Here is a 20,589-nt window from a genome sequence, read left to right as displayed (position 1 = left end):
GCTGCATGGCATGGATGAATTGCGACGTGTAACATTGCTACGCCGCCCCTCTTGGGACAGGCGCGCTAGGGATGCATTTGAATGTCTCCATGGGAATCCAGATTGCTGACCTTCGTCGAAGAATGTTCGATCGACGGGTTCGAGACGGCTTCCGCTGCCGTTCTCGGGATGGCTCAGATTCTCGAAGAGGCGCCCGAATTCATCGCTCCCCTGATTACTCCGCGCGCCGAGCCTGCGCGGGTCGCTGAGTTGCTTGAAGTCGAGGCCCACGTCACCGCTGCGATCGAACTTATCGGGCCGCTGTGCGGGATACTCATTTCGCGATCTGCTATCGGATCGTCCTCGGGCCTGGTCAAAATCGTCGAGGAAGTCGAGGAAGGCAACTTCTTCGCCGCCGATCCCGCGATCGCTTTGCTGGGCGCCTATGGAACGGCCTTGGTCGCCGTGATCGCGCACATGAAGGACGGCGCCGCGCCCGAAGTCTGAGGCCGATCCATGGCCCGAACGGACAGCGTTGCGGGCGCTGGCCACAGGCCTCGCCCCTCGATCGCAACACGGCGCACATTGTCATCGTCAAGGACGAGAAACTTCGCCATTCTCGCAACCCCGAAGAGGTTGCGATCTGCTGGCGCCATTCGCACCGCGCCAAGTCTATTTTTCAAATACAGCACGTACGTCGCAACACCGGAGGCCGTGCGATATTCGTCTCCTCCCGGCGAATTTGCCGCTCTCCGTCTCGGAGAACCGTGCTGGAATATCAGGCCGCCGCGGCGGCGAGTTTCGCGGCGCGGAATGCCGCGGCGATTTCGCGCAGGTCACCGCGCAATTGCGTGATTTTCTGAAGGTCGATGGCGCGGATCGAATCCAGCAACAGGCCCTTCGCCGCACCATAGAACTGCATCAGGCTCGTTGCCAGTTCGGCCTCGCGGTCGATGCCCATCTCCAATGCGGTCAACGCCGTGACGCAGCGCGTCAGCGTGCGGCTGCGCGACGCGCGATCGCCCCGCGATTCGGTGATCTGAAGCACGCCCAGGTTTTCGATGAGATCGTCGAGGCAGATCAGCACAAGATCGTCGCGACCGCTGGCCTTCAGGCGCACATCGAAGTTGCTTTCCCGGTAGGCTTCGCCGGGTCGGGCTCGGGCTAGCATGTCAGTTCTTCTGCGCGTTCCAGATGTCGATCTGGGACTGGAGGAAGGACAGGGTCGACTTCGATGCGGCAACCTGGCTGTCGGCCTTGGCGAAGCGGGCGACCATGGTGGCACGCAGCGTCTCCTGCTGTTCGGCGAGTTTTTCCAACTCTTCCGTCACCTGCTGCGACTGCGTCTGGTAACGGGCGATCGAACCGGCCAGCGAGCCCGGATCGCTCGAAAGACTGTTCGAACGCGCCATCTTGTCGATCGTCGCATACACACCGTTGAGGCCAGTGGTGAACATCGCCGCGACGGCCGAGGGATCGCGCTCCATCACGGCGGTGAGCTTGGCGGCGTCGAAACTGAAACTGCCGTCGCGCCCGATGGCGAGGCCGAGTTCGGCCAGCGTCCGTGGTGCGCCAGGAGCCGCATTGGGCATGATCACCATCGACCCCAGTCCGGAGAGCTTGCGGCTGAGCGAACGGGCGCCGCTGTCTCTCGCGAGATCGCCGGTCATCGGGTCGATGGCACTGCGCAGTTCGCCGATGATCTCGTTGAGCGCGCCGGTGATGTCCTGCATGACGCTGGCGATCGCGCTGCCGGGGTTGCCGAAGGTAATCGTCGCGGGCGCGCCGACATTGGTCCCGGTAAGGTTCAGCGAAAGGCCGGGGACGACCTTGTCGATCTTGTTCGACGCGCTGGTGCGGGCAATGCCGTCGAGCGAATATTCGGCATCGGCGGACGTCTTGACCAGCCGCGCGGGATCGTCGCCGGCCTGCCAAGCGAGCGCCGAGAGCCCGGGATTCGCGCCATCCTCGACCGCCTCGATGACGAAGCCGTTCTGGAGCCCTTCGGCCCCCTTCACCACCAGCTGGGCACCGCTTCCCGTCTGCGCGACATAGGCACTGAGCCCCGCGTTCTTGGCGTTGATGGCCGTGGCAACGTCGCTCAGCGTTGCCCCTGCCGGGATGTCGATGCTGAGCGCCGCATGACCGGTGTCCTCGGTAAAGCCGGAATTGGTGGATTCGCCGAAGCGGATGGTCAGCGTGCCGGCACCGACCGTGTCGGAAGCGCTGGCATAGGTGGGGCCGCTCAGAACCTGGTTGCTCGCCAGCTTGGAAATCTCGAGCGTGTAGCTGCCCTTCCCGACCGAGCCCAGAGGAGAGCTCACGGCGGCAACCGTCGCATTGCTTATCGAGGGCAACGGCGCGAGGTCGCCCGTGCGCAGGCGGTCTCCCATTGCGCTGGCGAAGGCCGCGAAGGTGCTGCGGATCGAACCGGCGAGCGAGATGCGCCGCTCGAGCGTTTCCGACTTGGCAGTCAGGCGCTCGTTGCGCCCGGCGAACTGCGCCTCGGCGAGCTGCTCGGCAATGCCGGTCATGTCCACGCCGCTGCCAATGCCCAGCGAAGTGGCGATCGAGGAGGCGGAAATACTCATCGCTCTGATAACGGCCCGGACGCCGCAGGATTAACCGGCAAGCGCCCATCGACGTCGAACTGAAGTGCAGCGGGCACCTGGACGCTGGGCAACGGCGGGGTTTCGCCGCGCTTGAGCGAGAAGACGTAGGCGAGCACCGCGGCGACGGCACCGTAGAGATCTTCGCAGATCACCTGCCGTTCGCGCGTCGTGTAGTAGAGCGAACGCGCGAGCTGCGGGATCTCGAGCATCGGCAGGTCGTTCTCGCGTGCCAGCTCCTTCATCGCCATGGCCTTGTCGCCGCGCCCCTTGGCAAGGACGATCGGCGCCGAGGCCTTGGCCGGGTCGTAAGTCATGGCGACGGCGAAATGGGTCGGGTTGGTGACGACGAACTGCGCCTCGCGCATCGCGCCGGCGACCGATCCGGTGGCGATATCGCGCTGCCGCTGGCGCCGCGCGGCCTTCATCTCGGGCGAGCCCTCGCTTTCCTTGTTCTCGTCGCGCATTTCCTGATGGCTCATCTTCAGCCGCTTCTGCTGCCGCAGCCACTGGATCGGGAAATCGACGAAGGCGATGATCACGAGCCCGGCGGCCAGGGCGAAGATCAGCGAGATGATGGCGTGCCAGGCAGCGGTTAGCTGGGCCGAGAGGTTGCCCCGGCCGAGCCCGACGATGGTCTCCATACTGTTCCACCACCAGACCAGGGCAATGCTGCCGAGCAAAGTGACCTTGAGCAGGCCCTTGCCCATTTCGACCAGCCCCTGCGGACCGAACATGCGCTTGAGACCCGACAGCGGGTTGATGCGCTGGCCCTTGGCCTTGAGATTCTCGGCCACCCAGCGGCCGCGCCCGAAACCCAGCTGGGTGACCAGCGTGACGATGATCACCGGCACGGCAAGCGTGAGGATTGCGGGGACCCCCAGTAGCAGACCCTGCATCAGCAGGTCGTCGACCCCGAAATCGCGAATGTCGCGCGTATCGAAGCGGAAGGCTTCGCGCGTCAGATTTGCCAGGCCCTCGAGCAACCACGGCCCGGCGAAGGCCAGCCATGCTCCGCCGAACAGCATGACCGCGGCCGTCCCAGCATCCTTCGAGCGGAGGACGTCGCCCTTCTTGGCGGCATCGGCCATCCGCTTTTCGGTTGGCGCGAAGTTCTTTTCACCGGCGTCCTCGCTCATCGTGCCAGCACGCTTTCGCTCTGGTCGAGCGCCACGCCAACGATCCCCGCGAACTGGTCGTAGATCAGCGGGGCGGAAATGATCAGCGCGGCCATGCCCGCCAGGACGCCCGCCGGCAGGCCGAGCGCGAAGAGGTTGAGCGAAGGCGCCGAACGGCTGAGGATCCCGGTCAGCACCTGCACCAGCAGCAGGATGACGGTCACCGGCAGGGCGATCCGCACCGCCGTTTCGAACATGAAACTGCCGAAGCCGACGATCTCGGCCAGCCGCTCCGCGCCGAGCCAGGTCTGGCCCGGCGGGAAGGCGCGGTAGCTTTCGGTGACCAGCGCGATCCAGTGGAGATGCGCGCCGGTGGCGAGGAAGATCAGCGTCAGGACGATCACGAAATACTGGCCGAAGGACGTCGTGGTCCCTCCCCCCATGGCGTCCTGCGAGACGGCCATGCTCATGCCCATGCCCCCGCCGATGACTTCGGCGGCCACGGTCGGCGCGGCAAAGGCCAGCTGCAGCACGAAGCCGAGCGCGAGCCCAACGAGCACTTCGCCGGCGACGGCGAGGAGCCCGGCCAGCGAAAGCAGCGCGTCCGGCGTCTGGATCGCCGGCATCCAGATCGACACGAAGATCGCCAGCGCGCCGGTGATCGACACGCGCACTGACATGGGCACGGCGGTCGCCCCGAAGAAAGGCGCGGCGAGCAGCGCGGCACCGAGCCGGGTCATCAGGAAGACGACCCGCCACATGTCCTGCTCCAGCGCACCGAAACCGAGATCGAGCCCGTTCACCGCGCGTCCCTCAGTGGCCGATCCGCGCAATCTCGGCGAAGATGTCCTGCGAGAAGTCGACCACCAGCGCCATCATCGATGCGCCGAGGATGACCAGCACGAAGGCCACTGCCGCCAGCTTGGGGACGAAGGTCAGCGTCTGTTCGTTGACCGAGGTTGCTGCCTGCACGAGGCCGACGACGAGGCCGATGGCGAGACTGGCGATGAGGATCGGCGCCGCGACCAGCGCGGCGATCCACAGCATGCGGTCGGCCATGGAAAGAAGGATGGCGCTTTCGTCCATGAGATTATCCGAAGCTTGAGGCGAGCGAACCCATCAGCAGCGCCCAGCCGTCCACCAGGACGAACAGCAGCAGCTTGAAGGGGAGCGAGACGATCATCGGGCTCATCATCATCATGCCGAGACTCATCAGCACGCTGGAGACGACCAGGTCGATGACCAGGAACGGCAGGAACAGCATGAAGCCGATCTGGAAGGCGGTCTTCAGCTCGCTGGTGACGAAGGCCGGCAGCAGGATCGAGAAAGGCACGTCCTGCGGGCTGGCGAACTTGCCTGCCTTGGCGATGTCGGCGAACATTTCGAGATCGTATTCGCGCGTCTGGCGGATCATGAAGCCATGGAACTGGTCGCCGGCGCGTTCGATCGCGACTTCGGCCCCGATCGTTCCCGCCGAATAGGGCGCGATGGCGGTTTCGTTCACCTTCTCCAGCGTCGGCGCCATGATGAAGAGCGAGAGGAACAGGCTGATCCCGATCAGCACCTGGTTTGGCGGCGACTGTTGCAGCCCCAGGGCCTGGCGTAGGATCGCGAGCACCACGATGATACGGGTGAAGCTGGTCATCATCAGCAGCAATGCGGGCAGGATGGTCAGCAGGCCCATCACCAGCAGCAGCTGGAGCGACAGGCTCAACGGCTCGCCACCGGCGCCCGCCATCTGGCCAAAGGCGCGGTCGAGCGCGCCCGAGACCGCGGCATCGCCGGTCTGTGCGGCGGCCAGGGCGGGATAGGTCAGCGCGGCCAGCGTGGCCGCAAGCTTGGTCAGGCGTGCGATCACTGGACGGGTTCCTCGATCTGCGGGCGCGCGGGAGCCTCGGCCAGCCGCGTAAGGCCGTTGCGCGAGGTCGAAACGAGGATTTCGCGACCGTGGAATTCGATCACGGCAAGGCGCAGGGTGGGCGACAGCATCGTCGTCTCGACGATTCGCACCGCCTTGCTGCCACCTGCCGGGGCGCCGAACTGACCCTGCATCTTCTTGGCCAGCTTGAGGCTGCCCCAGATCATCGCGCCGATCAGCGGCAGCAGGATCAGCAGTTTGAGAACGTACCAGAACATCAGGCGAGCTCACCTGCGCCGGTCGAGGACACGGTGAGCGGCGGCGCGCGGCGATCGAGCGATGCGTCGCTCGAGGTGGCACCGACGATCTCGAGGACGCGGATGGCGAAGCGACTGCCTTGGGCGATCACCTCGCCACGCGCGATCAGCTTGCCGTTGACGAACATGTCGAGCGGTTCGTCGGTCAGCCGGTCGAGCTCGATGACGCTCGATTCGCCGAGCGCGAGAACATCGCGCAGGCGCATCGACTTGCGTCCGAGCTCGACGGTGAGGCGGACATCGATGTCCTGGATGAGGCCGAAGCCGTCTGCATGCGAAGCCATTGGTATTACTCCGAAAGGAAAGTCTGGGTGAGTTCGAGAGCGACGCGGTCGTCGAGTTCGCCGACGCAACCATGCGCAAGAGTGAGATTGCCGGTCAAAAGCGGAACGTTGCGGTTCACCGCGACGGGGATGACCGATCCCGGTGCGAGGCTGGCGAGCTGCGCGATCGACATCGGCACGTCGACCAGCACCGCGCGCAGCGGCAGGTCGACATCGGCGATCGCCGAACCGTCGAGACCGCGTGCGCCGATGGTGCGGCCCGTCGCGGGGGAAACCGCGCGCGTACCGACGATTTCGGCAATCATCGGACGGCAGACCGCAAGGCGGACCGTCCAGGAGCACGCAGCCTTGATGCTGCTGACTTCGAGCGTGATGGTCCACACGCGATCGCCGGCAGCGAAGGGTGCGACCTGCTCGACCTCTTCACCATTGGCACTCGTCGCGATCTCGCGCCGATCGCTCGTGCGGCGCAGGGCCTCGGCCATGCGATCCTCGAACTGCTGGGCGAAGCGCTTGGCCGATGCCGGCAGGACGGTGCAACCTTCGTCGACTTCGCCCGTACCGCCGAGGATGCGCTCGAACTGCGCGACCAGTTCCCCGATCCGCACGGACACCAGAATGCCGCGACTTTCCTGACCCATGGAATAATAGCTGTGGCGGTTCGCCGTGCCGACCTTGGCGTACCAGTCGCTGACCGGCAGCAGTTCGGTCTCGACGATTTCGGTCAGGAGACCGCGATCGTCACACAGTGCCGACAGCTGCGTGCGGGCCTGGTCGGCAAAGCCACGGGCGAAGCGCGCGAACTCGAGGTCGAGATCGGGCGGTGTCGCCGCACGGCTCAGCAGTTCGTCGCAGTGACGTGCTGCCCGGCCGCTGGGTTCGGGGAGGGACGAAGAGATCATTGGACGATGAACGACCGGAAGTAGACGTTGTCGACGCCGCCGAAGCCCTCGCGCTCCTCGAGCGTCTGGTTGATCGCCTTGGTCAGGCGCTTCTGCAGCTCTTCCTTGCCCTTGATGCTGGCGAGGTCGGCTTCGCTCGTCGCCGCGAGTTCGGCGAGAATGCGCGAGCGAATGGCGGTTTCATGCTCGTCGAGCCACATCAGCACGCGACCGTCGTAATGGGTCGAGGCGGCAAGGCTGACCTGGACCAGCGCGGCACCATCGGCGAGGTTCGAGGTGAACTCGTCGGTGAAGTCGTAATAGGCGGTGCGATACTCGCCGCCGCCGCCACCGTGAACCATCGGTGTCCCTTGGCCTTCCTTTTCCTCGCCGCCCACGGGATAGGGATCTTCCTCGCCCTTGCGGACAAGCTTGGGGTTCTTGTCTTCCTTCTGGGTGCTGTGCGCGCCCAGCATACCGCTGGCGAATGCCGCATAGGTGCCGCCGCCGCCGGCGCCGAGAAGAACAAGGGAAAGGAGCAGCAGCTTGAGCTTGCCGCCTTTCTTCTTCGTCGGCTGGGGTTCGGTAGTGGGTTCTTCGTTCGACATCGTATTATCCTGGCTGGACCTTGAAATTATCGCTTAGGCGTAGAGCGCATCGTCGGACGACGAGGGCTTGCCGTGCTGGGGAGCGGTGTTCGACTGAGCGCTGGCGCGGCCGCGCTGCTCGCCCTGCTGCTGGCGCTGCTCGCCGGTCGCCCCGCCCTGGCCGAAGCCGGTACCCGTCTGGCCCGAATTCGCCCCACGTTCCGCACCCGCCTGGGCGGTCTGGGTCGAAGCGGGGTGCGCTTGGCTGACCGTCTCCTGCTGGCGAACCGGCCCGCGATCCTGCGCCATCGCCGCCGCGAGCGCGCGATGGGATTCGCTGTCTTCGGCGGCGATGCGGACGTTCATGCCGTCGTTCGAGGAATCAAACGTGACCGTCAGGTCACCGAAGTCCTTGTGCGCGACGGCGATCGTCGCCGCCTTGGCGAAATCGACGTGGCGCGCGGCCATGATCTGGTCGACGATGCGTTCGACCTGGGCGAACTGGTCGTTGACGACCGGCCGCGCCGTCGTGGGAACCGCACCCGCGACGGTCGTTCCGTCGTCGATCCGCCCTGCGGCGTGGATCGGGCTCTTCGCTCCATCGAGCGGTGATGCCATGCGCGATACGCTTTCGGCAGTTTCCGAACCGGCGGGCTTAAGCTTGCCCTCGCGGTCGGAAGCCGCCGCCAGTTCTCCGGCTCGCTCGACCCGTGCGCCATGCGTGGCGGGACGCGAATTGTCCTCCATCGAGGTAGTGGCCGCCCGTGCAGTGGGCACGCGCTCGGCCTTGGGCGCAGCATCGGCTTCGCCCGTCGCCAGCTTGGCCGCGATCACCGCCTCACCCTCGGCGAGCGGCTTGGCCGACGCGGCTGTAGTGCGATCGCCCGACAGGTCCTTGCGGAGTTCGCCAACCGTGCGGATCGGACGCGCCCCATCGGGGCGTGCGAGAGCCTCGCCGATGGCGGAAGGGTCTTGCGACTTGCCCGCCGCCGCAGCGGGGGTATCCGACACGGGAAGCTCCATCCTGGCCTTGCCGCCTACCGCCTCCGCGGTCATCGCCGGGGCCTTCGGCGTGCTGGGGTCCCCGGCGGCAGCGATGCGCACCTCGAGCCTCTTGCTCTTCGGTTCGCTCGCAGCCTGGGCGCCGATCGGCAGTTCGGCTGCCTTGCCGGGTGCAAGCGCGGCAGGCATGGCGATCTTGGGGAGATCGGTTGCGGGCATCGGGTCGACACTGGTGCGGCTTGCCGAAACGCCTCCGGCGGGTGCTTTGAGCGCCAGCACCGGCGCGGCGATCGGCGACGCCATGAAGGGTACGATGCCGGAGACAGGAGACGCTTCGTCCGCTTCATCGGAGTCCGGCATTTCCGGCAGCATGAGCGGCAGCCCAGGGTCGGCAACCGGCAAGGAATTGCCGGTCGGCAAATCACCGGCTTGCCGGTCGATCGCTGCCTTGTCTCCGGCGGCTCCCTCTCCGCGCGCGGGAGGGATAACGGACGCCAACTGATTGAGCAGCTCGGCAAAGCCGTCACCACCCTGCGAAGTCGCGGATTTCCGACCGTTCTCGCCCTCGAATGCGGCGACGGGAAGGAGGCTATCCAGCGATTTCGGCAGAGCGAGTGAAAAAGTCATGGCAAGTCCGCTTGTTGTTTGCGGACTTACTATCAAGAAGCGTGCCAAAACGCGTTCCGGGTCAAGCCTTTCCCAAGCCCGCGACGATGGTGCGAACGAGGTCGCGCGTCCCTTCCTCCGCCTTGCGGAGGCGCAGGTCCGATTGAGCGAAGTCTTCACGCCGCGCCTGCGACTGCAGTTCGGCCTCCTGCGCCTGTCGTTCGCTCAGCTCGGAGAGCTTCTGCAATTGATCTTGCATCGCCTTGCCGCTGCGCAGGTCGGCGCCGACGAGATCGTCGTCCCGGCGGGCATAATGGGCAGCAAGGCTGCGCGTCCGTTCGGCCACGCCGGAAAGGCGCATGCGGTTGGCCTCGGCCTCGCTGGCCGCGACCGCCGATTGCATCCGCTCGACCGTCCTGATCCGCTGGATCAGCTGGGCGCGTTTGAGCTTCTTGCGCTCAGGCGCCATTGCCGACCAGCTCGGTCATCTGGGCGAAGGCAGTGGCGACATCGATGCGTTCGGCCCAGCCCTGAGAAAGGAACGCGGACATGCGCGGGTGCAGCGCGATCGCCTCGTCGAGCAGCGGATCGGCGCCCTGGCGATAGGCGCCCATCATGACCAGATCGCGATTGGCCTCGTAGATCGCGCTCAGCGCCCGGAACCGGCGCGCCGTGGCGGCGCATTCGGGCGGGACGATGTCGTTCATCACGCGGCTGAGCGAGGCCCCCACGTCTACGGCCGGATACTGGCCGCGCTGGGCGATCTCTCGCGACAGCACGATATGCCCGTCGAGGATTGCGCGAGCCGTGTCGACCACGGGATCGTTCTGGTCGTCGCCATCGGCGAGCACGGTGTAGATGCCGGTAATGGCGCCGCCCGATTCCTGTGAATTGCCCGCCCTCTCGATCAGCTTGGTAATAGTCGCCAGCGCCGAGGGCGGATAGCCGCGCGCGGCGCCCGGCTCCCCCAGAAGGATACCGATCTCGCGCGCCGCATGGGCCACGCGGGTGAGGCTGTCGAGGATCAGCAGGACGCGCTTGCCCTGCGAACGCAGATGCTCGGCAATCGAGGTCGCGAGCATCGCCCCGCGCAGACGCAGATTGGCGGCGTGGTCGGCGGGCACGGCGACGATCGCGGTATTGGCGGCGCGTTCGCCCGCCATGTGGCGGGTGACGAAATCGGACACTTCGCGCGCCCGTTCGCCGATCAATCCGACGACGACGGCATCGGCCTGGGCCCCGTCGACGATCATGTCCATCAGCACCGACTTGCCGACACCCGAACCGGCCATGATGCCGATACGCTGGCCGATGCCGAAAGTCGTGAGCGCGTTGAGCGAGCGAATGCCGCTGTCGAAGACCTGGGTGACCCGCGAACGGTCGAGTGCGCCGACGCGGTAGCCGCCTGCAGGCCAGCTTGTGGTCGCCCCTATCGGCCCTCGCCCGTCGATCGGTTCGCCCGAACCGTCGACCGCGCGGCCGAGGAATTCGGAGCCGACATGCAGCATGCCGGGGCGCCCTTCGGGGCGGACGATAGCGCCGGGTCGCAACAGCACGGTGTCGCCGAGCATCATCATCATCGTATGGCCGTTGCGGAAGCCGATGGTCTCCGCACGGTGTTCCGTCGACGCGCCCTGGGCGATGCCGCAGATCGTGCCGATCGGCACCCCGAGGCCGGAGACCTCGATCAAGCCGCCATCGCAGGCAACCACGCGACCGAAGCGGCGCGGCGCCAGATCGAGCGAGGCCGACGCGAATCCCGCCAGCGTCCTGTCGATCAGGTCCTGCATGTGTCGAAGATTTCCGCGAGCGCGCGGTGCCACTGCTGCGGGCCGTCCTCGACGCCGCCGTCCTCGGTTTCGACGCGCAAGCCGCCCCGTTCGACGCTGCCATCGGGCACCAGTTCGAGATCGGCGGCGACACTGTCGCGAACCAGTTCGAGATCGTCGGGATGGATATGGATGATGCGGCGATCGTGCTTGCGCTTGAGCATCGCGGCGGCCGCATCGACCCGTCGGGCAAGCCCTTCGGCGTCGAGCGCGAGCGGCAGCAGAGCCTCCTCGCACAGCGCATGCACCGTGGCGAGCAGGCCGTCGCGCAGATTGCGTTCGCTTTCGGCATCGAAACGCGCAAAGGCCAGTTCGATAGCCGCGCGCGCAGCCCGTTCCGCCTTCAGCTGCGCGTCGAAATCGGCGCGTGCCGAAATCTGCCCGTCTTCATAGCCGGCCCTGTAAGCCTTTTCGGCCGCGTCCTCGATTTCCGCAGGCGGTGCCGAGGGAGCTTCGGGCGTGGTGAAGCGGCTGTTGCGCGAGAAACTCCCACGCCGCCCCAATGCAGAGTAGGCGACTCTAGACATAGTCTTCGTCGCCCTCGCCCATGATCAGGTCGCCCTGCGCGATCAGGCGCTTGGCAATCGCAACGACTTCCTTCTGCGCGGTTTCGACATCGGCCTTCTTGACCCTGCCGCGCATCTCGATCTCGTCGCGCAGGCCATCGGCGGCACGCGAAGACATCGCGTCGAAGAACTGGTCGCGCTGATCTTCCTCGATGCCCTTGAGCGCGAGGATGAGCGTATCGCTTTCGACTTCGCGCAGCAGCACCCCGGTCATCTTCGTATCGAGCGCGAAGAGATGCTCGAACTTGAACATCTCGTTCTCGAGTTCCTTGGCGAGCTTCTTGTCGATCTTGTTGATCGTCGGCATCACGCGCTTCTCGAGGCTGCGATGCGAACGGTTGATGATATCCGCCGCATGCTTGATCCCACCCATGGTCAGAGGGATCGTCCCGTGTAATTTCTCGATCTTGGCATTGAGCGTGTGCTCGAGGATCTCGATCGCCTGGCGCGAAACGGGGCCCAGACGGGCGACCCGGTGCAGGACCGGCGTGTGCAGATCCTCGGGCAGCGCCGCCAGCGCGGCCGCGGCGACATCGGTATCGAGCTGCAGCAGCAGGACGGCAATCGCCTGCGGATGCTCGTCGGCAAGGATTTCGCCGATGATCTTGGGATCGAGCCAGCGCAGCAGCCCCAGTGCGGGCAGGTTCGCCTCTTCATGCTCGGGCGCGACCTGACGCATCAGGTTCTCGGTCTTGACCTCGCCCACTGCGCCGCTGAGAATCTTGCGCACGCTGTCGACCCGGCCGTGACCGGAAAGCCCGTTCTGCTGGGTCGAACGCGAAAAGCCGGCAATCGCATCGGCGATCGCATGCGGCTGGACATCGCCGATGCTGCACATGGTGCCTGCGAGCTGGCGCAATTCGTCGGGCGTCAGCTGGCCAAGGATGCGCGAGGCATCCTCTTCGGCCAGCAGCATGACCATGATGGCCGCCTTGTCGGTGCCGCCGAGCAGCTGGCTGGCGGGCGCGGTCATGCCGATGCTCCCTGATGGGCGTCTTCGGCGAGCAGGCGGCGCAAGGCCAGCACGGCGTCGTCGGGATTTTCGCGCGCGATGCGCTGGGCCAGTTCGATCTGCCCGTCGAGCGCCTCTCGGTCATAGGGCGATACGGCGCCGTAGGACGGACCGCCGAGCGCGGGTGTTCCCCCGTCCCCCTGCATATCCGCGCGACTGGCACCTTTCAGCCCGTTGCGCAGGGCATTGACCGCCGGGCGCACCGCAAGCAGCAGCACCAGCAGCACGCCGAGGATCGCCACACCGTTGCGGACGGCCATGCCGAACCAGCTGGTTTCGTAGAAGGGCACGCCTTCGGCCTCGACCTTCTCGAACGCGCGCATCACCACGGTCACCTGATCGCCGCGATCGGCGCGCGCGCCGACGGCTGCGGATACGAGTTCCTTGACCTTGGTGATGTCGGCGGCGCTGGCCTTGGCGAGCGCTGCCTGGTCGATCGCGACCGCGACCGAAAGATATTTGATCGATCCGGGCGAGAGGTTCGAGACCGAAACCTCGCGGCCCAGTTCGTAGACGCGCGTTGCGCTGCTTTCGCCCGCCCCGCCGTTCGCCGACGCATTCTCTGTATCCTGCGGTGCGCCTGGCCGCGCCGTCGGATCGGCCGGAGGCGTATTGGCCAGCACGCCGGGAATTCCGCCAACCGGTGCGGTACTGGTCTGCGACTGCTGGGTCGTCTCGCGGCGGACGGTGCCGTCCTTGTCGTAGCTTTCCCGTGCCGAGGTCACTTCATTCATGTCGAGCTCGACCTGCACCTGGGCGGTAAAGGCATCGGTCCCGAACATGGGCGCGAGAAGATGGTCGACCTGGGCGTTGAGCTTGGCTTCCATCTGCGCCTGCAGGTCGATGAGGCCGCTCTTGGGATCGCGCTCCTGCGTGAGCAGCTTGCCGTGCTGGTCGACGACCTTGACCGCGTCGATCCCCAGTCCCGGCACCGAACCGGCGACGAGGTTGGCGATCGCCATGACCTGGCCATCGCTCAGCTGGCGGCCACGCGCCATGCGCACCATGATCGATGCCGTCGGCGCGATGTTCTCGCGCACGAAGACCGAGCGTTCGGCCTTGGCGATATGGACCCGGACGGCTTCGACGCCGTCGATCTCCATGATCGTCAGCATCAGCTCGCGCTCCTGCGCGGCGCGCAGGCGGTCACCTTCGAGCGTCCGGCTCGCCCCCATCGGAAGGTTCTCGATCAGGTCGGTTCCGCTTTCGGGAGCCGCCAGCGAGCCGTCGGACGCCACCAGCATTCGGGCGCGATAGACATCGTCCTCGCCCACGGTCAGTGTGCCGGTGTTGTTGTCGATCGCATAATCGATGCCCGCCTGGTCGAGCGTCGCGGCGACGCTAGCGCGCTCCGCATCACCGAGCGAGGAATAGAGAGTACGCTGCGGTGCCGGGGACAGCGTCGCCCAGGTCAGGGCCAGCAGGCCGAGACCGGCCGTACCGGCAAACCAGGGTAAGACCTTCTTGACCGGCGGCTGTACGACGAACGCACTCAGCCGCTGGCCGAACGAACCCGACCCGCTCGTGAGCGGGGCCAGCACCCCCTGCGGGGCGCTATTGGCAGGAACCAGACCGCTCATGGATTAGACCCCCATCCGCATGGTCTCTTGATACGCAGCAAGCAGCTTGTTGCGGACCTGAAGTGTGGCTTCGAAGGCGACCCCGGCTTCCTGCCGGGCAAGCATCACCTTGGCGATATCGGTTTCCTCGCCGCGTTCGTAGGCGGCGGTGATACGACCGGATTCGGCCTGGACCGAGTTGACGTTGTCGAGCGCCGTTCGCAGCGAATCGCCGAAGTTCGGCGCGGTCGTCGTCGCTTCCGTCGGCGCAGCCGGCTTGGGCTGATGAAGCTCCTGGAGGACCTTGGAGCGATCGATGATCTGCTGGCGCAGGGCGATGATCTGTTCGATCGAACCGCCGCCCCCGATGCCGCCTACGGGGTTCATCGGCCCGCTCCCACGGCAATACCGGCTTCACGGAAAGATGCCAGTCGATAGCGCAGCGTGCGCTCGCTGATCCCCAGCGCACGGGCCGCGTTGGCACGGTGGCCGCCGACGGCGTCGAGCGCTTCCATGATCGCACGCGCTTCGGAGATCTGGACGATCTTCGACAGCTTGGCGGGCCCCTTGCTTTCACCGATCTGCACGACTTCGGCAGGTTTCTCGACCGCGCGGGCGGTCATGTCGAAGATGATGTGTTCGGCCTCGATCACGCTCTTGCCCTGCGAGAGCAGCAGCGCGCGGCGCATGACGTTTTCCAGCTCGCGGACGTTGCCGGGCCAGGCGTAGTCGATCAGTTCGGCCATCGCGGCATCGCTGATCCACGGCACGTTGGCGCCCTTCGCTGCGTGGCGCAGCAGCATGGCGAAGGCCAGCGGCGCGATGTCCGCGCGACGCTCGCGCAGCGCCAGCATTTCGATCGGGAAGACGTTGAGGCGATAATAGAGGTCGGCGCGGAAACGGCCCTCGGCCACTTCATGCGGAAGGTCGCGGTTGGCGCAAGCGATGATGCGGACGTCGACCTTGACCGGGCGGGTCGCACCGATCGGCACGACCTCGCCTTCCTGCAGCGCGCGCAGCAGCTTCGCCTGCAGCGAAAGCGGCATCTCGGCGATTTCGTCGAGCAGCAGCGTTCCGCCGTGGGCGGCGCGGAAGAAACCTTCGCCCGCGGCATTGGCGCCGGTAAACGAGCCCTTCTCATGACCGAACAGCATGGCTTCGAGCATGGTTTCGGGGATCGCGGCGCAGTTCACCGCGATGAAGGGCTTGTCCGCACGCTCGCTGCGACGATGGATGAAATTGGAGAGGACTTCCTTGCCGGTACCCGTCGGGCCGTTGATCAGCACGGGAATGTCGGTCCGTGCGAGACGGTCGGCCAGTGCAATGATCGAGAGCGACGCGGGATCGGCGGCAACCGGACCCTGGCCGGCATAGGTCAGCGCGACCAGCGCGGCGATGCTGCTTTCGGCAATCGGGTCGCTATAGATCAGCGTTCCGCCAGTGCCGCTCGGCACGATCGCCGGCTCATCGCCCCGCGCGAGAGTGATGGTACGCGCGTCGCGGTTCGCCGCGATATCGCTTCCGTCAGCCAGCGTGACCGGCCGTTCCATAAACAGAGACGACGCGATTCCCGCCAACCGGGCCTCGATGGTCCCGTGTGCACGCGAAAAATTCGCAGTCTTTGTAATCCCGTCCATTTGTGCCCCCACATGGCAAGTCTTATCGACAGACCCGGAAATGCCACCCCCACGTCCAAAGATTGGATAATTTTAGGGTTGGTAGATTTACGAGGTTGGTTAACGGGCCGGCAGCGAACTTTCGGCGACCCACTTAATCCCGGAACATTTCTGCCGGTCTGGTTCTCGGCTGCCGCATCCTGACCGGGGGGCAGTGATCGTAGACCAAAGGGAACTGAGCCATGAACGTCATCAACACCAATATCAGCGCCATGAAGGCGTCGAACGCATCGAACGTCGCCGGCAAAGCGCTCGGCACCGCGATGGAACGCCTGTCGACCGGCAAGCGCATCAACTCCGCCAAGGACGATGCAGCCGGCCTCGCCATCGCCACCTCCATGACCTCGCAGGTCAAGGGCATGAACCAGGGCATCCGCAACGCCAACGACGGCATTTCGATGGCGCAGACCGCTGAAGGCGCGCTCAACGAAGTCACCAACATGCTGCAGCGCCAGCGTGAACTGACCGTCCAGGCTTCGAACGGCACCTACTCGGCCGACGACCTCGCCAACCTGCAGTCGGAAATGACCGCACTGAACACGCAGATCAGCAGCGTCCTGACCAACAGTGAATTCAACGGCCAGAAGCTGTTCGACGGCACCGCAGGCCCGGCTGGCGACGGTTCGGTCACGGTGCAGGCCGGTGCGAATGCTTCGGACACCGTCACCATCGACCTGTCGACCGACCTCACGGCCGACGCCACCATCACCGCCGCTGCTGCGGTCGACGTGACGGCGCTGGCCGGCGACGGCAGCGAACTCGCCGTGTTCGACGATGCGATCAAGACCATCTCGACCTCGCGCGCCAGCCTCGGTGCATCGCAGAACCAGCTCGAATCGGCTGTCAACAACCTCGCCAACAACATCACCAACCTGACCGACGCGCGTTCGCGGATCGAAGACACCGACTATTCGGCTGAAACGACCGCCCTCGCCAAGGCCCAGATCCTGAGCCAGGCTTCGGGTGCGATGCTGGCGCAGGCCAACCAGAGCCAGCAGAACGTCCTCTCGCTGCTCCGCTAAGCCTCCACAAGCCTAGCAACGAGAAGATGGCCCGTCGCTCGCAAGAGCGGCGGGCCTCACTCGTTCGGGCCCCGGTCGGCGCGCGCCGCAACGGGCGGGCCTACCTCGTACATTTACCTAGCCGGGCGATGAGGCAATCTTGCCGAAGATCGGGCATGCAGGCTATTGGAATTCGACATGTTCACAACAGCGTACGATACACCGGAAGCCTTTCCCGATTGCGCCCGTTCGGAGCCGCGAACCAACATGTTCGTCATGGCCGCACTGGTGACCAACACCTCGCGCGAAACGGCCAAGGTCCGCAACATGTCGAGCGGCGGCGCACTGGTCGAGGCTGCACATCTCCCGACTCCGGGCACGGCCTGCCTTCTCCATCGCGGCGAGATCTCGCTCGATGCGACGGTCGTCTGGAAGGGTGACGGCAAGGCGGGTATCCGCTTTCACCACCCCGCCGACGTCGGTCTGTGGCTACCGTCGGGCCGGCGCACCCAGTCAGAAGTCGACGTGGCGATCAAGATGGCCAGGGCCGAACTGGTCGCAGCCCCCGTGGCCAAGGTCGCGGCCCCGCTGTTCTCGACCGAATTGAGCCGCGAGGACATCATCCATACGGCTGCGGCCATGGAGGCGCTGTCCGACGAGCTGGCCGACGATCCGGCCGTCGTCGCGCGCTTCATGACCAAGCTCCAGACGCTGGACATCGCGGCCCAGACGCTCCGCAAGCTCGCCGGGCAGATGCCCTGATCCCGCGTCGACGCGCTGGGCGAAGATGGCGAGCGTCCGGCGATCCGTACCGTGGGTCGCGATAGGCAGGACCTGGCGTTGCGATCGCCGGCCATCTCTCCGTTCACCTTCAGGGTCGCAAGGGCCTCGGCGCTAGCGTGGTGGCTTTTGCATCGCTCGGTCAGGAGTCGGACTGCCTTGAGGCAGCTTGCCCAGCGCGACTGCTATTCCCGGAGCGCAAGCGGCCGCCCGTGGGCGGCATTGGTGTGTGTTGTGGTGGTGGTTGCGGGGCTCGATTGGACCTTTGCAGAACTCGGTTTCGCCTAACCGACCGCTCGGCTGTAGGGAACCGAAGTTGCTAGGCCAATATCGATCTGAATGACCGTCGCTTATGACTGCTATGGGGCCGGTAGCGGATCGTCAGATTCGGGGCGAGCGGGCAACGAATGCAGACGTTCGGATCGGACTGCTTTCTATCGGGATTGCCGCAGCTTGCTCAACCTGGGGAGGTTATCGCACAATCGACCGACACCATATGCGATCAGTGTTCGTAGCGCTCGAGCGCAGTCGCGCGGTCGTAGGGCTTGAGTTCGTCGATCCGCCGCTGCTCGATCTTTTCCAGCCAGTCTGGGTCGGCGAGAAGGACGCGGCCCAGTGCGACGAGATCGAACTCGCCTCGGTCGAACATGTCCACCAGATCGACCAGCCGGTTGAGCATGGGCGAGGAAATGCCCTCGACGAAATCCTCCATCAGATCACGGTTCATGCCGATGGATCCGACGGTGATCACCGGCTTGCCGGTTACCTCCTTGATCCAACCGCCGAAGTTCTTCGTGTCGCCGACGAATTCGGGCTCCCAGAACCGGCGTTGCGATGCGTGGAAGATATCCACTCCGGCACGAACGAGCGGGTCGAGCCAGCGTTGCATCTCGTCGGGATCGTTCGCGAGTTTCACCTCGTAGTCGTAGGTCTTCCATTGCGAAATGCGCAGGATGATCGCGAAATCATCGCCCACCGCCTCGCGACATGCGGCCACGACTTCGGCCGCGAAAGTCGCCCGGTCGGCAATGTCCGGTCCGCCATAGCGATCCTTACGCAAATTGGTCTTGTCCCAGAAGAACTGGTCGAAGATGTAGCCGTGCGCGCCGTGGAGTTCGATCGCGTCGCAACCCATGTCCTTCGCCGCGCGCGCGGATTCGGCGAATGCCGCCACGGTATCGGCAATGTCCTCGTCGCTCATGGCACGGCCACCGGGCACGTCGGGTCCGGCGAAACCCGACGGGCTGACCAGCGGGGCGTGGGGTGAATCGGGGAAATTGAAATCGGAGCAGCCACCCACATGCCACAGTTGCGGTACGAACGTTCCGCCTTCGGCATGAACCGCGTCCACCGCTCTCTTCCACGCAGCCAGCGCTTCGTCGCCGGCGAACAGCGGCACCGAATCCGCGGCAACGCTGTGATCGATTGCAACGCCGGTGCCCTCGGTGATGATCGTGCCGATACCCGCCGCTGCGCGAAGGCGATAATATTCGGCTCCGTCCTCGGTCAGGATGCCGCCGGGCGCGAAATAGCGCGACATCGGCGCCATGCAGAAGCGGTTCGGCGCCTTCAAGGACTTGCATTCGAAGGGTGCCCGCAAGGGTGCGAGTAAAGCGGCGAGGTCGTCGACCACGGAGGAGATCATGCGAGCTTCCTCATAAATTCTATCAGGACGTTGTTGTAGGCTGTGGGGGTCTCGAGCTGGGGCGAATGGCCCGTGTTCAGTGTCACCAGCGTCCCGTGCTGCGCACAGTCGGCCGCGAATCCCGCGATGGCCGGATCGGCGATGGCATCATTCGCCCCCCCGATCGAGAGCACCGGGAAGGGAAAGGACGAGAGCAACACGCGCTGGTCGAGCGTGGCGAGTCCGGCAAGCGTTTCGCTTGCGCGTGGACCGGAGGCGAGGAAGCCGCGCTCGACCCAGCCGATCAGCGCCTCGCTCGCGCCTTCGCCCGCCGCGCCTTCGGCGAGCGTGCGGAAGAAGCCGGGTCGGTCGGCGGTAATCGCGCTGCAAATGCCGAGCACATCCTCGGCGGTTCCGCCATGGGGGAAGCCCTCTCCCTGAACGTAGCGCGGCGAGGCACCGCAGGTCAGGATCAGCCCCGCCACCCGGTCGCCGAGGATCTCGGCGGCCGCGACGACCACGGCCGCGCCGAGCGACCAGCCGTTGAGCACGACACGCTCCGGGCCGCACTGACGGACGATCGCGGCCACGTCGCCGGCGATCGCGCCGATCGACATATCGGCGAAGTCGCGATCCGATCGTCCACATCCACGATGGTCCACGATGATCGCGCCATGGCCTTCCGCCTGCAGCGCCTCGATTGCGGATGCCCAGTATTCGCCCGACATGCCCCAGCCATGGACCAGGACGACGGGAAATTTTTCGCCGCGAAAATGCTCGTAATAGACGTGGCCGCCGCCTTCGGTTTCGAAATAGGCCATAGTTGCTCCTATGCAGGCGGCGTCAGCGTGACGCCAGGCAATGGATTGAAGTGGTACATCTTCACCTTGCGAGTGGCGATTTTCCAGATCCCTCCGCGCCTTTCGAACCGGTCGAAATAGCTCGCACTGACGGTCTGCGCCTGTTTGTCGGAGGTAGTGCCGATGCAGTCGACGTCGCACAGGCCGTTTGCCGCATCCCTGCCATCGAAGGTGATGACCAGATTGGTGGTGAAATGGCTCGAGGCGAGCCAGGCGTCCCACAGGATGTCCTTGGTGACATCCGTGATCTCCTCGATCCCCTGAAACGTGCCGAAAGGCGGGCCGATGTCCCAGATCGCGTCGGGCCACCAGATCGCGGCGAACCGGTCCCAGTCGCGCTTGTCGAAACCGTGGCAGTAGTCGCTCACGAGCTCGTGCATCGCGAACCTGCTCTCGATCCGGTCGAGGCGATGTTCCAACTCCGTACCGTCAGACATGTTC

The 20,589-nt window shown here is 65.4% G+C and carries 24 protein-coding genes; 3 read left to right on the top strand and 21 right to left on the bottom strand.

Annotated elements, in window-relative coordinates; translation table 11 throughout:
- The first annotated feature begins 81 nt into the window (after window positions 1-81).
- On the top strand, window positions 82-486 hold the full coding sequence (locus ACN4E0_RS01640) for a hypothetical protein (RefSeq protein WP_419564844.1): 405 nt from the start codon (window positions 82-84) through the stop codon (window positions 484-486).
- A gap of 271 nt (window positions 487-757) precedes the next feature.
- Here the strand turns inward: ACN4E0_RS01640 and ACN4E0_RS01635 are convergent, their stop codons facing one another.
- The 18 genes from ACN4E0_RS01635 to ACN4E0_RS01550 all read right to left on the bottom strand — a co-directional run bounded on the left by ACN4E0_RS01635 (window position 758) and on the right by ACN4E0_RS01550 (window position 15,844).
- Window positions 758-1,150 carry a flagellar protein FliS gene (locus ACN4E0_RS01635; RefSeq protein WP_419564842.1) on the bottom strand — a complete coding sequence of 131 codons (393 nt, stop codon included), beginning with the start codon at window positions 1,148-1,150 and terminating at the stop codon, window positions 758-760.
- Between the two features lies 1 nt (window position 1,151).
- Window positions 1,152-2,570 carry a flagellar filament capping protein FliD gene (gene fliD, locus ACN4E0_RS01630; protein ID WP_419564840.1) on the bottom strand — a complete coding sequence of 473 codons (1,419 nt, stop codon included), beginning with the start codon at window positions 2,568-2,570 and terminating at the stop codon, window positions 1,152-1,154.
- On the bottom strand, window positions 2,567-3,727 hold the full coding sequence (locus ACN4E0_RS01625) for an EscU/YscU/HrcU family type III secretion system export apparatus switch protein (protein WP_419564838.1): 1,161 nt from the start codon (window positions 3,725-3,727) through the stop codon (window positions 2,567-2,569). Before ACN4E0_RS01625 ends, fliD begins: the two co-directional genes overlap by 4 nt.
- Window positions 3,724-4,509, bottom strand: a complete 786-nt coding sequence (locus ACN4E0_RS01620; protein ID WP_419564835.1) for a flagellar biosynthetic protein FliR — start codon at window positions 4,507-4,509, stop codon at window positions 3,724-3,726. The genes ACN4E0_RS01625 and ACN4E0_RS01620 overlap by 4 nt, the downstream gene beginning before the upstream one ends.
- Before the next feature lie 10 nt (window positions 4,510-4,519).
- Window positions 4,520-4,792, bottom strand: a complete 273-nt coding sequence (locus tag ACN4E0_RS01615) for a flagellar biosynthetic protein FliQ (RefSeq protein ID WP_419564833.1) — start codon at window positions 4,790-4,792, stop codon at window positions 4,520-4,522.
- A gap of 4 nt (window positions 4,793-4,796) precedes the next feature.
- Complete coding sequence (gene fliP, locus ACN4E0_RS01610; protein WP_419564830.1) at window positions 4,797-5,564, bottom strand: flagellar type III secretion system pore protein FliP; 768 nt, start codon at window positions 5,562-5,564, stop codon at window positions 4,797-4,799.
- Entirely contained in the window at window positions 5,561-5,842 is a 282-nt protein-coding gene (locus ACN4E0_RS01605; protein ID WP_419564828.1) for a flagellar biosynthetic protein FliO, read from the bottom strand. Before ACN4E0_RS01605 ends, fliP begins: the two co-directional genes overlap by 4 nt.
- On the bottom strand, window positions 5,842-6,165 hold the full coding sequence (gene fliN, locus ACN4E0_RS01600) for a flagellar motor switch protein FliN (protein WP_247714854.1): 324 nt from the start codon (window positions 6,163-6,165) through the stop codon (window positions 5,842-5,844). The genes ACN4E0_RS01605 and fliN overlap by 1 nt, the downstream gene beginning before the upstream one ends.
- 5 nt (window positions 6,166-6,170) lie before the next feature.
- Window positions 6,171-7,067, bottom strand: a complete 897-nt coding sequence (locus tag ACN4E0_RS01595; RefSeq protein WP_419564826.1) for a FliM/FliN family flagellar motor C-terminal domain-containing protein — start codon at window positions 7,065-7,067, stop codon at window positions 6,171-6,173.
- Complete coding sequence (locus ACN4E0_RS01590) at window positions 7,064-7,654, bottom strand: flagellar basal body-associated FliL family protein (protein WP_419564824.1); 591 nt, start codon at window positions 7,652-7,654, stop codon at window positions 7,064-7,066. The genes ACN4E0_RS01595 and ACN4E0_RS01590 overlap by 4 nt, the downstream gene beginning before the upstream one ends.
- A 33-nt stretch (window positions 7,655-7,687) precedes the next feature.
- Window positions 7,688-9,262 carry a hypothetical protein gene (locus ACN4E0_RS01585; protein WP_419564822.1) on the bottom strand — a complete coding sequence of 525 codons (1,575 nt, stop codon included), beginning with the start codon at window positions 9,260-9,262 and terminating at the stop codon, window positions 7,688-7,690.
- A 61-nt stretch (window positions 9,263-9,323) separates the two neighbouring features.
- Window positions 9,324-9,710, bottom strand: a complete 387-nt coding sequence (locus tag ACN4E0_RS01580) for a hypothetical protein (RefSeq protein WP_419564820.1) — start codon at window positions 9,708-9,710, stop codon at window positions 9,324-9,326.
- Window positions 9,700-11,031 carry a FliI/YscN family ATPase gene (locus ACN4E0_RS01575; RefSeq protein ID WP_419564818.1) on the bottom strand — a complete coding sequence of 444 codons (1,332 nt, stop codon included), beginning with the start codon at window positions 11,029-11,031 and terminating at the stop codon, window positions 9,700-9,702. The genes ACN4E0_RS01580 and ACN4E0_RS01575 overlap by 11 nt, the downstream gene beginning before the upstream one ends.
- Window positions 11,019-11,597, bottom strand: a complete 579-nt coding sequence (locus ACN4E0_RS01570) for a FliH/SctL family protein (RefSeq protein WP_419564816.1) — start codon at window positions 11,595-11,597, stop codon at window positions 11,019-11,021. Before ACN4E0_RS01570 ends, ACN4E0_RS01575 begins: the two co-directional genes overlap by 13 nt.
- Window positions 11,590-12,609, bottom strand: a complete 1,020-nt coding sequence (fliG, locus tag ACN4E0_RS01565) for a flagellar motor switch protein FliG (protein ID WP_419564814.1) — start codon at window positions 12,607-12,609, stop codon at window positions 11,590-11,592. Before fliG ends, ACN4E0_RS01570 begins: the two co-directional genes overlap by 8 nt.
- On the bottom strand, window positions 12,606-14,228 hold the full coding sequence (gene fliF / locus ACN4E0_RS01560; RefSeq protein ID WP_419564812.1) for a flagellar basal-body MS-ring/collar protein FliF: 1,623 nt from the start codon (window positions 14,226-14,228) through the stop codon (window positions 12,606-12,608). Before fliF ends, fliG begins: the two co-directional genes overlap by 4 nt.
- A 3-nt stretch (window positions 14,229-14,231) precedes the next feature.
- On the bottom strand, window positions 14,232-14,594 hold the full coding sequence (fliE, locus tag ACN4E0_RS01555; RefSeq protein WP_419564810.1) for a flagellar hook-basal body complex protein FliE: 363 nt from the start codon (window positions 14,592-14,594) through the stop codon (window positions 14,232-14,234).
- Window positions 14,591-15,844, bottom strand: a complete 1,254-nt coding sequence (locus tag ACN4E0_RS01550) for a sigma-54 interaction domain-containing protein (protein ID WP_419564808.1) — start codon at window positions 15,842-15,844, stop codon at window positions 14,591-14,593. Before ACN4E0_RS01550 ends, fliE begins: the two co-directional genes overlap by 4 nt.
- Before the next feature lie 221 nt (window positions 15,845-16,065).
- On the opposite strand from ACN4E0_RS01550, the gene ACN4E0_RS01545 reads away from it, so the two are divergent.
- Complete coding sequence (locus ACN4E0_RS01545; RefSeq protein ID WP_419564806.1) at window positions 16,066-16,905, top strand: flagellin; 840 nt, start codon at window positions 16,066-16,068, stop codon at window positions 16,903-16,905.
- Between the two features lie 177 nt (window positions 16,906-17,082).
- Window positions 17,083-17,646: a PilZ domain-containing protein gene (locus ACN4E0_RS01540; protein WP_419564804.1), complete on the top strand. Its 564-nt coding sequence runs from the start codon at window positions 17,083-17,085 to the stop codon at window positions 17,644-17,646.
- 520 nt (window positions 17,647-18,166) lie between these two features.
- Here ACN4E0_RS01540 and ACN4E0_RS01535 read toward each other — a convergent pair.
- Genes ACN4E0_RS01535 through ACN4E0_RS01525 form a run of 3 tightly spaced genes read right to left on the bottom strand, consistent with a single transcriptional unit; the run spans window position 18,167 to window position 20,585 of the window.
- Window positions 18,167-19,309, bottom strand: a complete 1,143-nt coding sequence (locus ACN4E0_RS01535; RefSeq protein ID WP_419564802.1) for a 12-oxophytodienoate reductase — start codon at window positions 19,307-19,309, stop codon at window positions 18,167-18,169.
- Window positions 19,306-20,109 (bottom strand): alpha/beta fold hydrolase, encoded by an 804-nt coding sequence (locus ACN4E0_RS01530; RefSeq protein WP_419564801.1) that lies wholly within the window; start codon window positions 20,107-20,109, stop codon window positions 19,306-19,308. The genes ACN4E0_RS01535 and ACN4E0_RS01530 overlap by 4 nt, the downstream gene beginning before the upstream one ends.
- Window positions 20,110-20,117: 8 nt before the next feature.
- Window positions 20,118-20,585: a nuclear transport factor 2 family protein gene (locus ACN4E0_RS01525; protein ID WP_419564798.1), complete on the bottom strand. Its 468-nt coding sequence runs from the start codon at window positions 20,583-20,585 to the stop codon at window positions 20,118-20,120.
- Between the last annotated feature and the right edge of the window lie 4 nt (window positions 20,586-20,589).

The sequence above is a fragment of the Qipengyuania sp. genome (assembly GCF_048550555.1).
Taxonomy (GTDB): Bacteria; Pseudomonadota; Alphaproteobacteria; order Sphingomonadales; family Sphingomonadaceae; genus Qipengyuania.
This window is presented reverse-complemented; position numbering and strand designations above follow the sequence as displayed.

Coding starts and splice junctions, on each gene's coding strand:
- ACN4E0_RS01590 (WP_419564824.1), bottom strand. CDS start 7,654: ATGTCGAACGAAGAACCCACTACCGAACCCCAGCCGACGAAGAAGAAA.
- ACN4E0_RS01575 (WP_419564818.1), bottom strand. CDS start 11,031: ATGCAGGACCTGATCGACAGGACGCTGGCGGGATTCGCGTCGGCCTCG.
- ACN4E0_RS01635 (WP_419564842.1), bottom strand. CDS start 1,150: ATGCTAGCCCGAGCCCGACCCGGCGAAGCCTACCGGGAAAGCAACTTC.
- fliF (WP_419564812.1), bottom strand. CDS start 14,228: ATGAGCGGTCTGGTTCCTGCCAATAGCGCCCCGCAGGGGGTGCTGGCC.
- ACN4E0_RS01530 (WP_419564801.1), bottom strand. CDS start 20,109: ATGGCCTATTTCGAAACCGAAGGCGGCGGCCACGTCTATTACGAGCAT.
- fliG (WP_419564814.1), bottom strand. CDS start 12,609: ATGACCGCGCCCGCCAGCCAGCTGCTCGGCGGCACCGACAAGGCGGCC.
- ACN4E0_RS01545 (WP_419564806.1), top strand. CDS start 16,066: ATGAACGTCATCAACACCAATATCAGCGCCATGAAGGCGTCGAACGCA.
- ACN4E0_RS01595 (WP_419564826.1), bottom strand. CDS start 7,067: ATGATCTCTTCGTCCCTCCCCGAACCCAGCGGCCGGGCAGCACGTCAC.
- fliE (WP_419564810.1), bottom strand. CDS start 14,594: ATGAACCCCGTAGGCGGCATCGGGGGCGGCGGTTCGATCGAACAGATC.
- ACN4E0_RS01535 (WP_419564802.1), bottom strand. CDS start 19,309: ATGATCTCCTCCGTGGTCGACGACCTCGCCGCTTTACTCGCACCCTTG.
- ACN4E0_RS01605 (WP_419564828.1), bottom strand. CDS start 5,842: ATGTTCTGGTACGTTCTCAAACTGCTGATCCTGCTGCCGCTGATCGGC.
- ACN4E0_RS01570 (WP_419564816.1), bottom strand. CDS start 11,597: ATGTCTAGAGTCGCCTACTCTGCATTGGGGCGGCGTGGGAGTTTCTCG.
- ACN4E0_RS01625 (WP_419564838.1), bottom strand. CDS start 3,727: ATGAGCGAGGACGCCGGTGAAAAGAACTTCGCGCCAACCGAAAAGCGG.
- ACN4E0_RS01580 (WP_419564820.1), bottom strand. CDS start 9,710: ATGGCGCCTGAGCGCAAGAAGCTCAAACGCGCCCAGCTGATCCAGCGG.
- fliD (WP_419564840.1), bottom strand. CDS start 2,570: ATGAGTATTTCCGCCTCCTCGATCGCCACTTCGCTGGGCATTGGCAGC.
- ACN4E0_RS01585 (WP_419564822.1), bottom strand. CDS start 9,262: ATGACTTTTTCACTCGCTCTGCCGAAATCGCTGGATAGCCTCCTTCCC.
- ACN4E0_RS01615 (WP_419564833.1), bottom strand. CDS start 4,792: ATGGACGAAAGCGCCATCCTTCTTTCCATGGCCGACCGCATGCTGTGG.
- ACN4E0_RS01550 (WP_419564808.1), bottom strand. CDS start 15,844: ATGGACGGGATTACAAAGACTGCGAATTTTTCGCGTGCACACGGGACC.
- ACN4E0_RS01525 (WP_419564798.1), bottom strand. CDS start 20,585: ATGTCTGACGGTACGGAGTTGGAACATCGCCTCGACCGGATCGAGAGC.
- fliN (WP_247714854.1), bottom strand. CDS start 6,165: ATGGCTTCGCATGCAGACGGCTTCGGCCTCATCCAGGACATCGATGTC.
- ACN4E0_RS01640 (WP_419564844.1), top strand. CDS start 82: ATGTCTCCATGGGAATCCAGATTGCTGACCTTCGTCGAAGAATGTTCG.
- ACN4E0_RS01540 (WP_419564804.1), top strand. CDS start 17,083: ATGTTCACAACAGCGTACGATACACCGGAAGCCTTTCCCGATTGCGCC.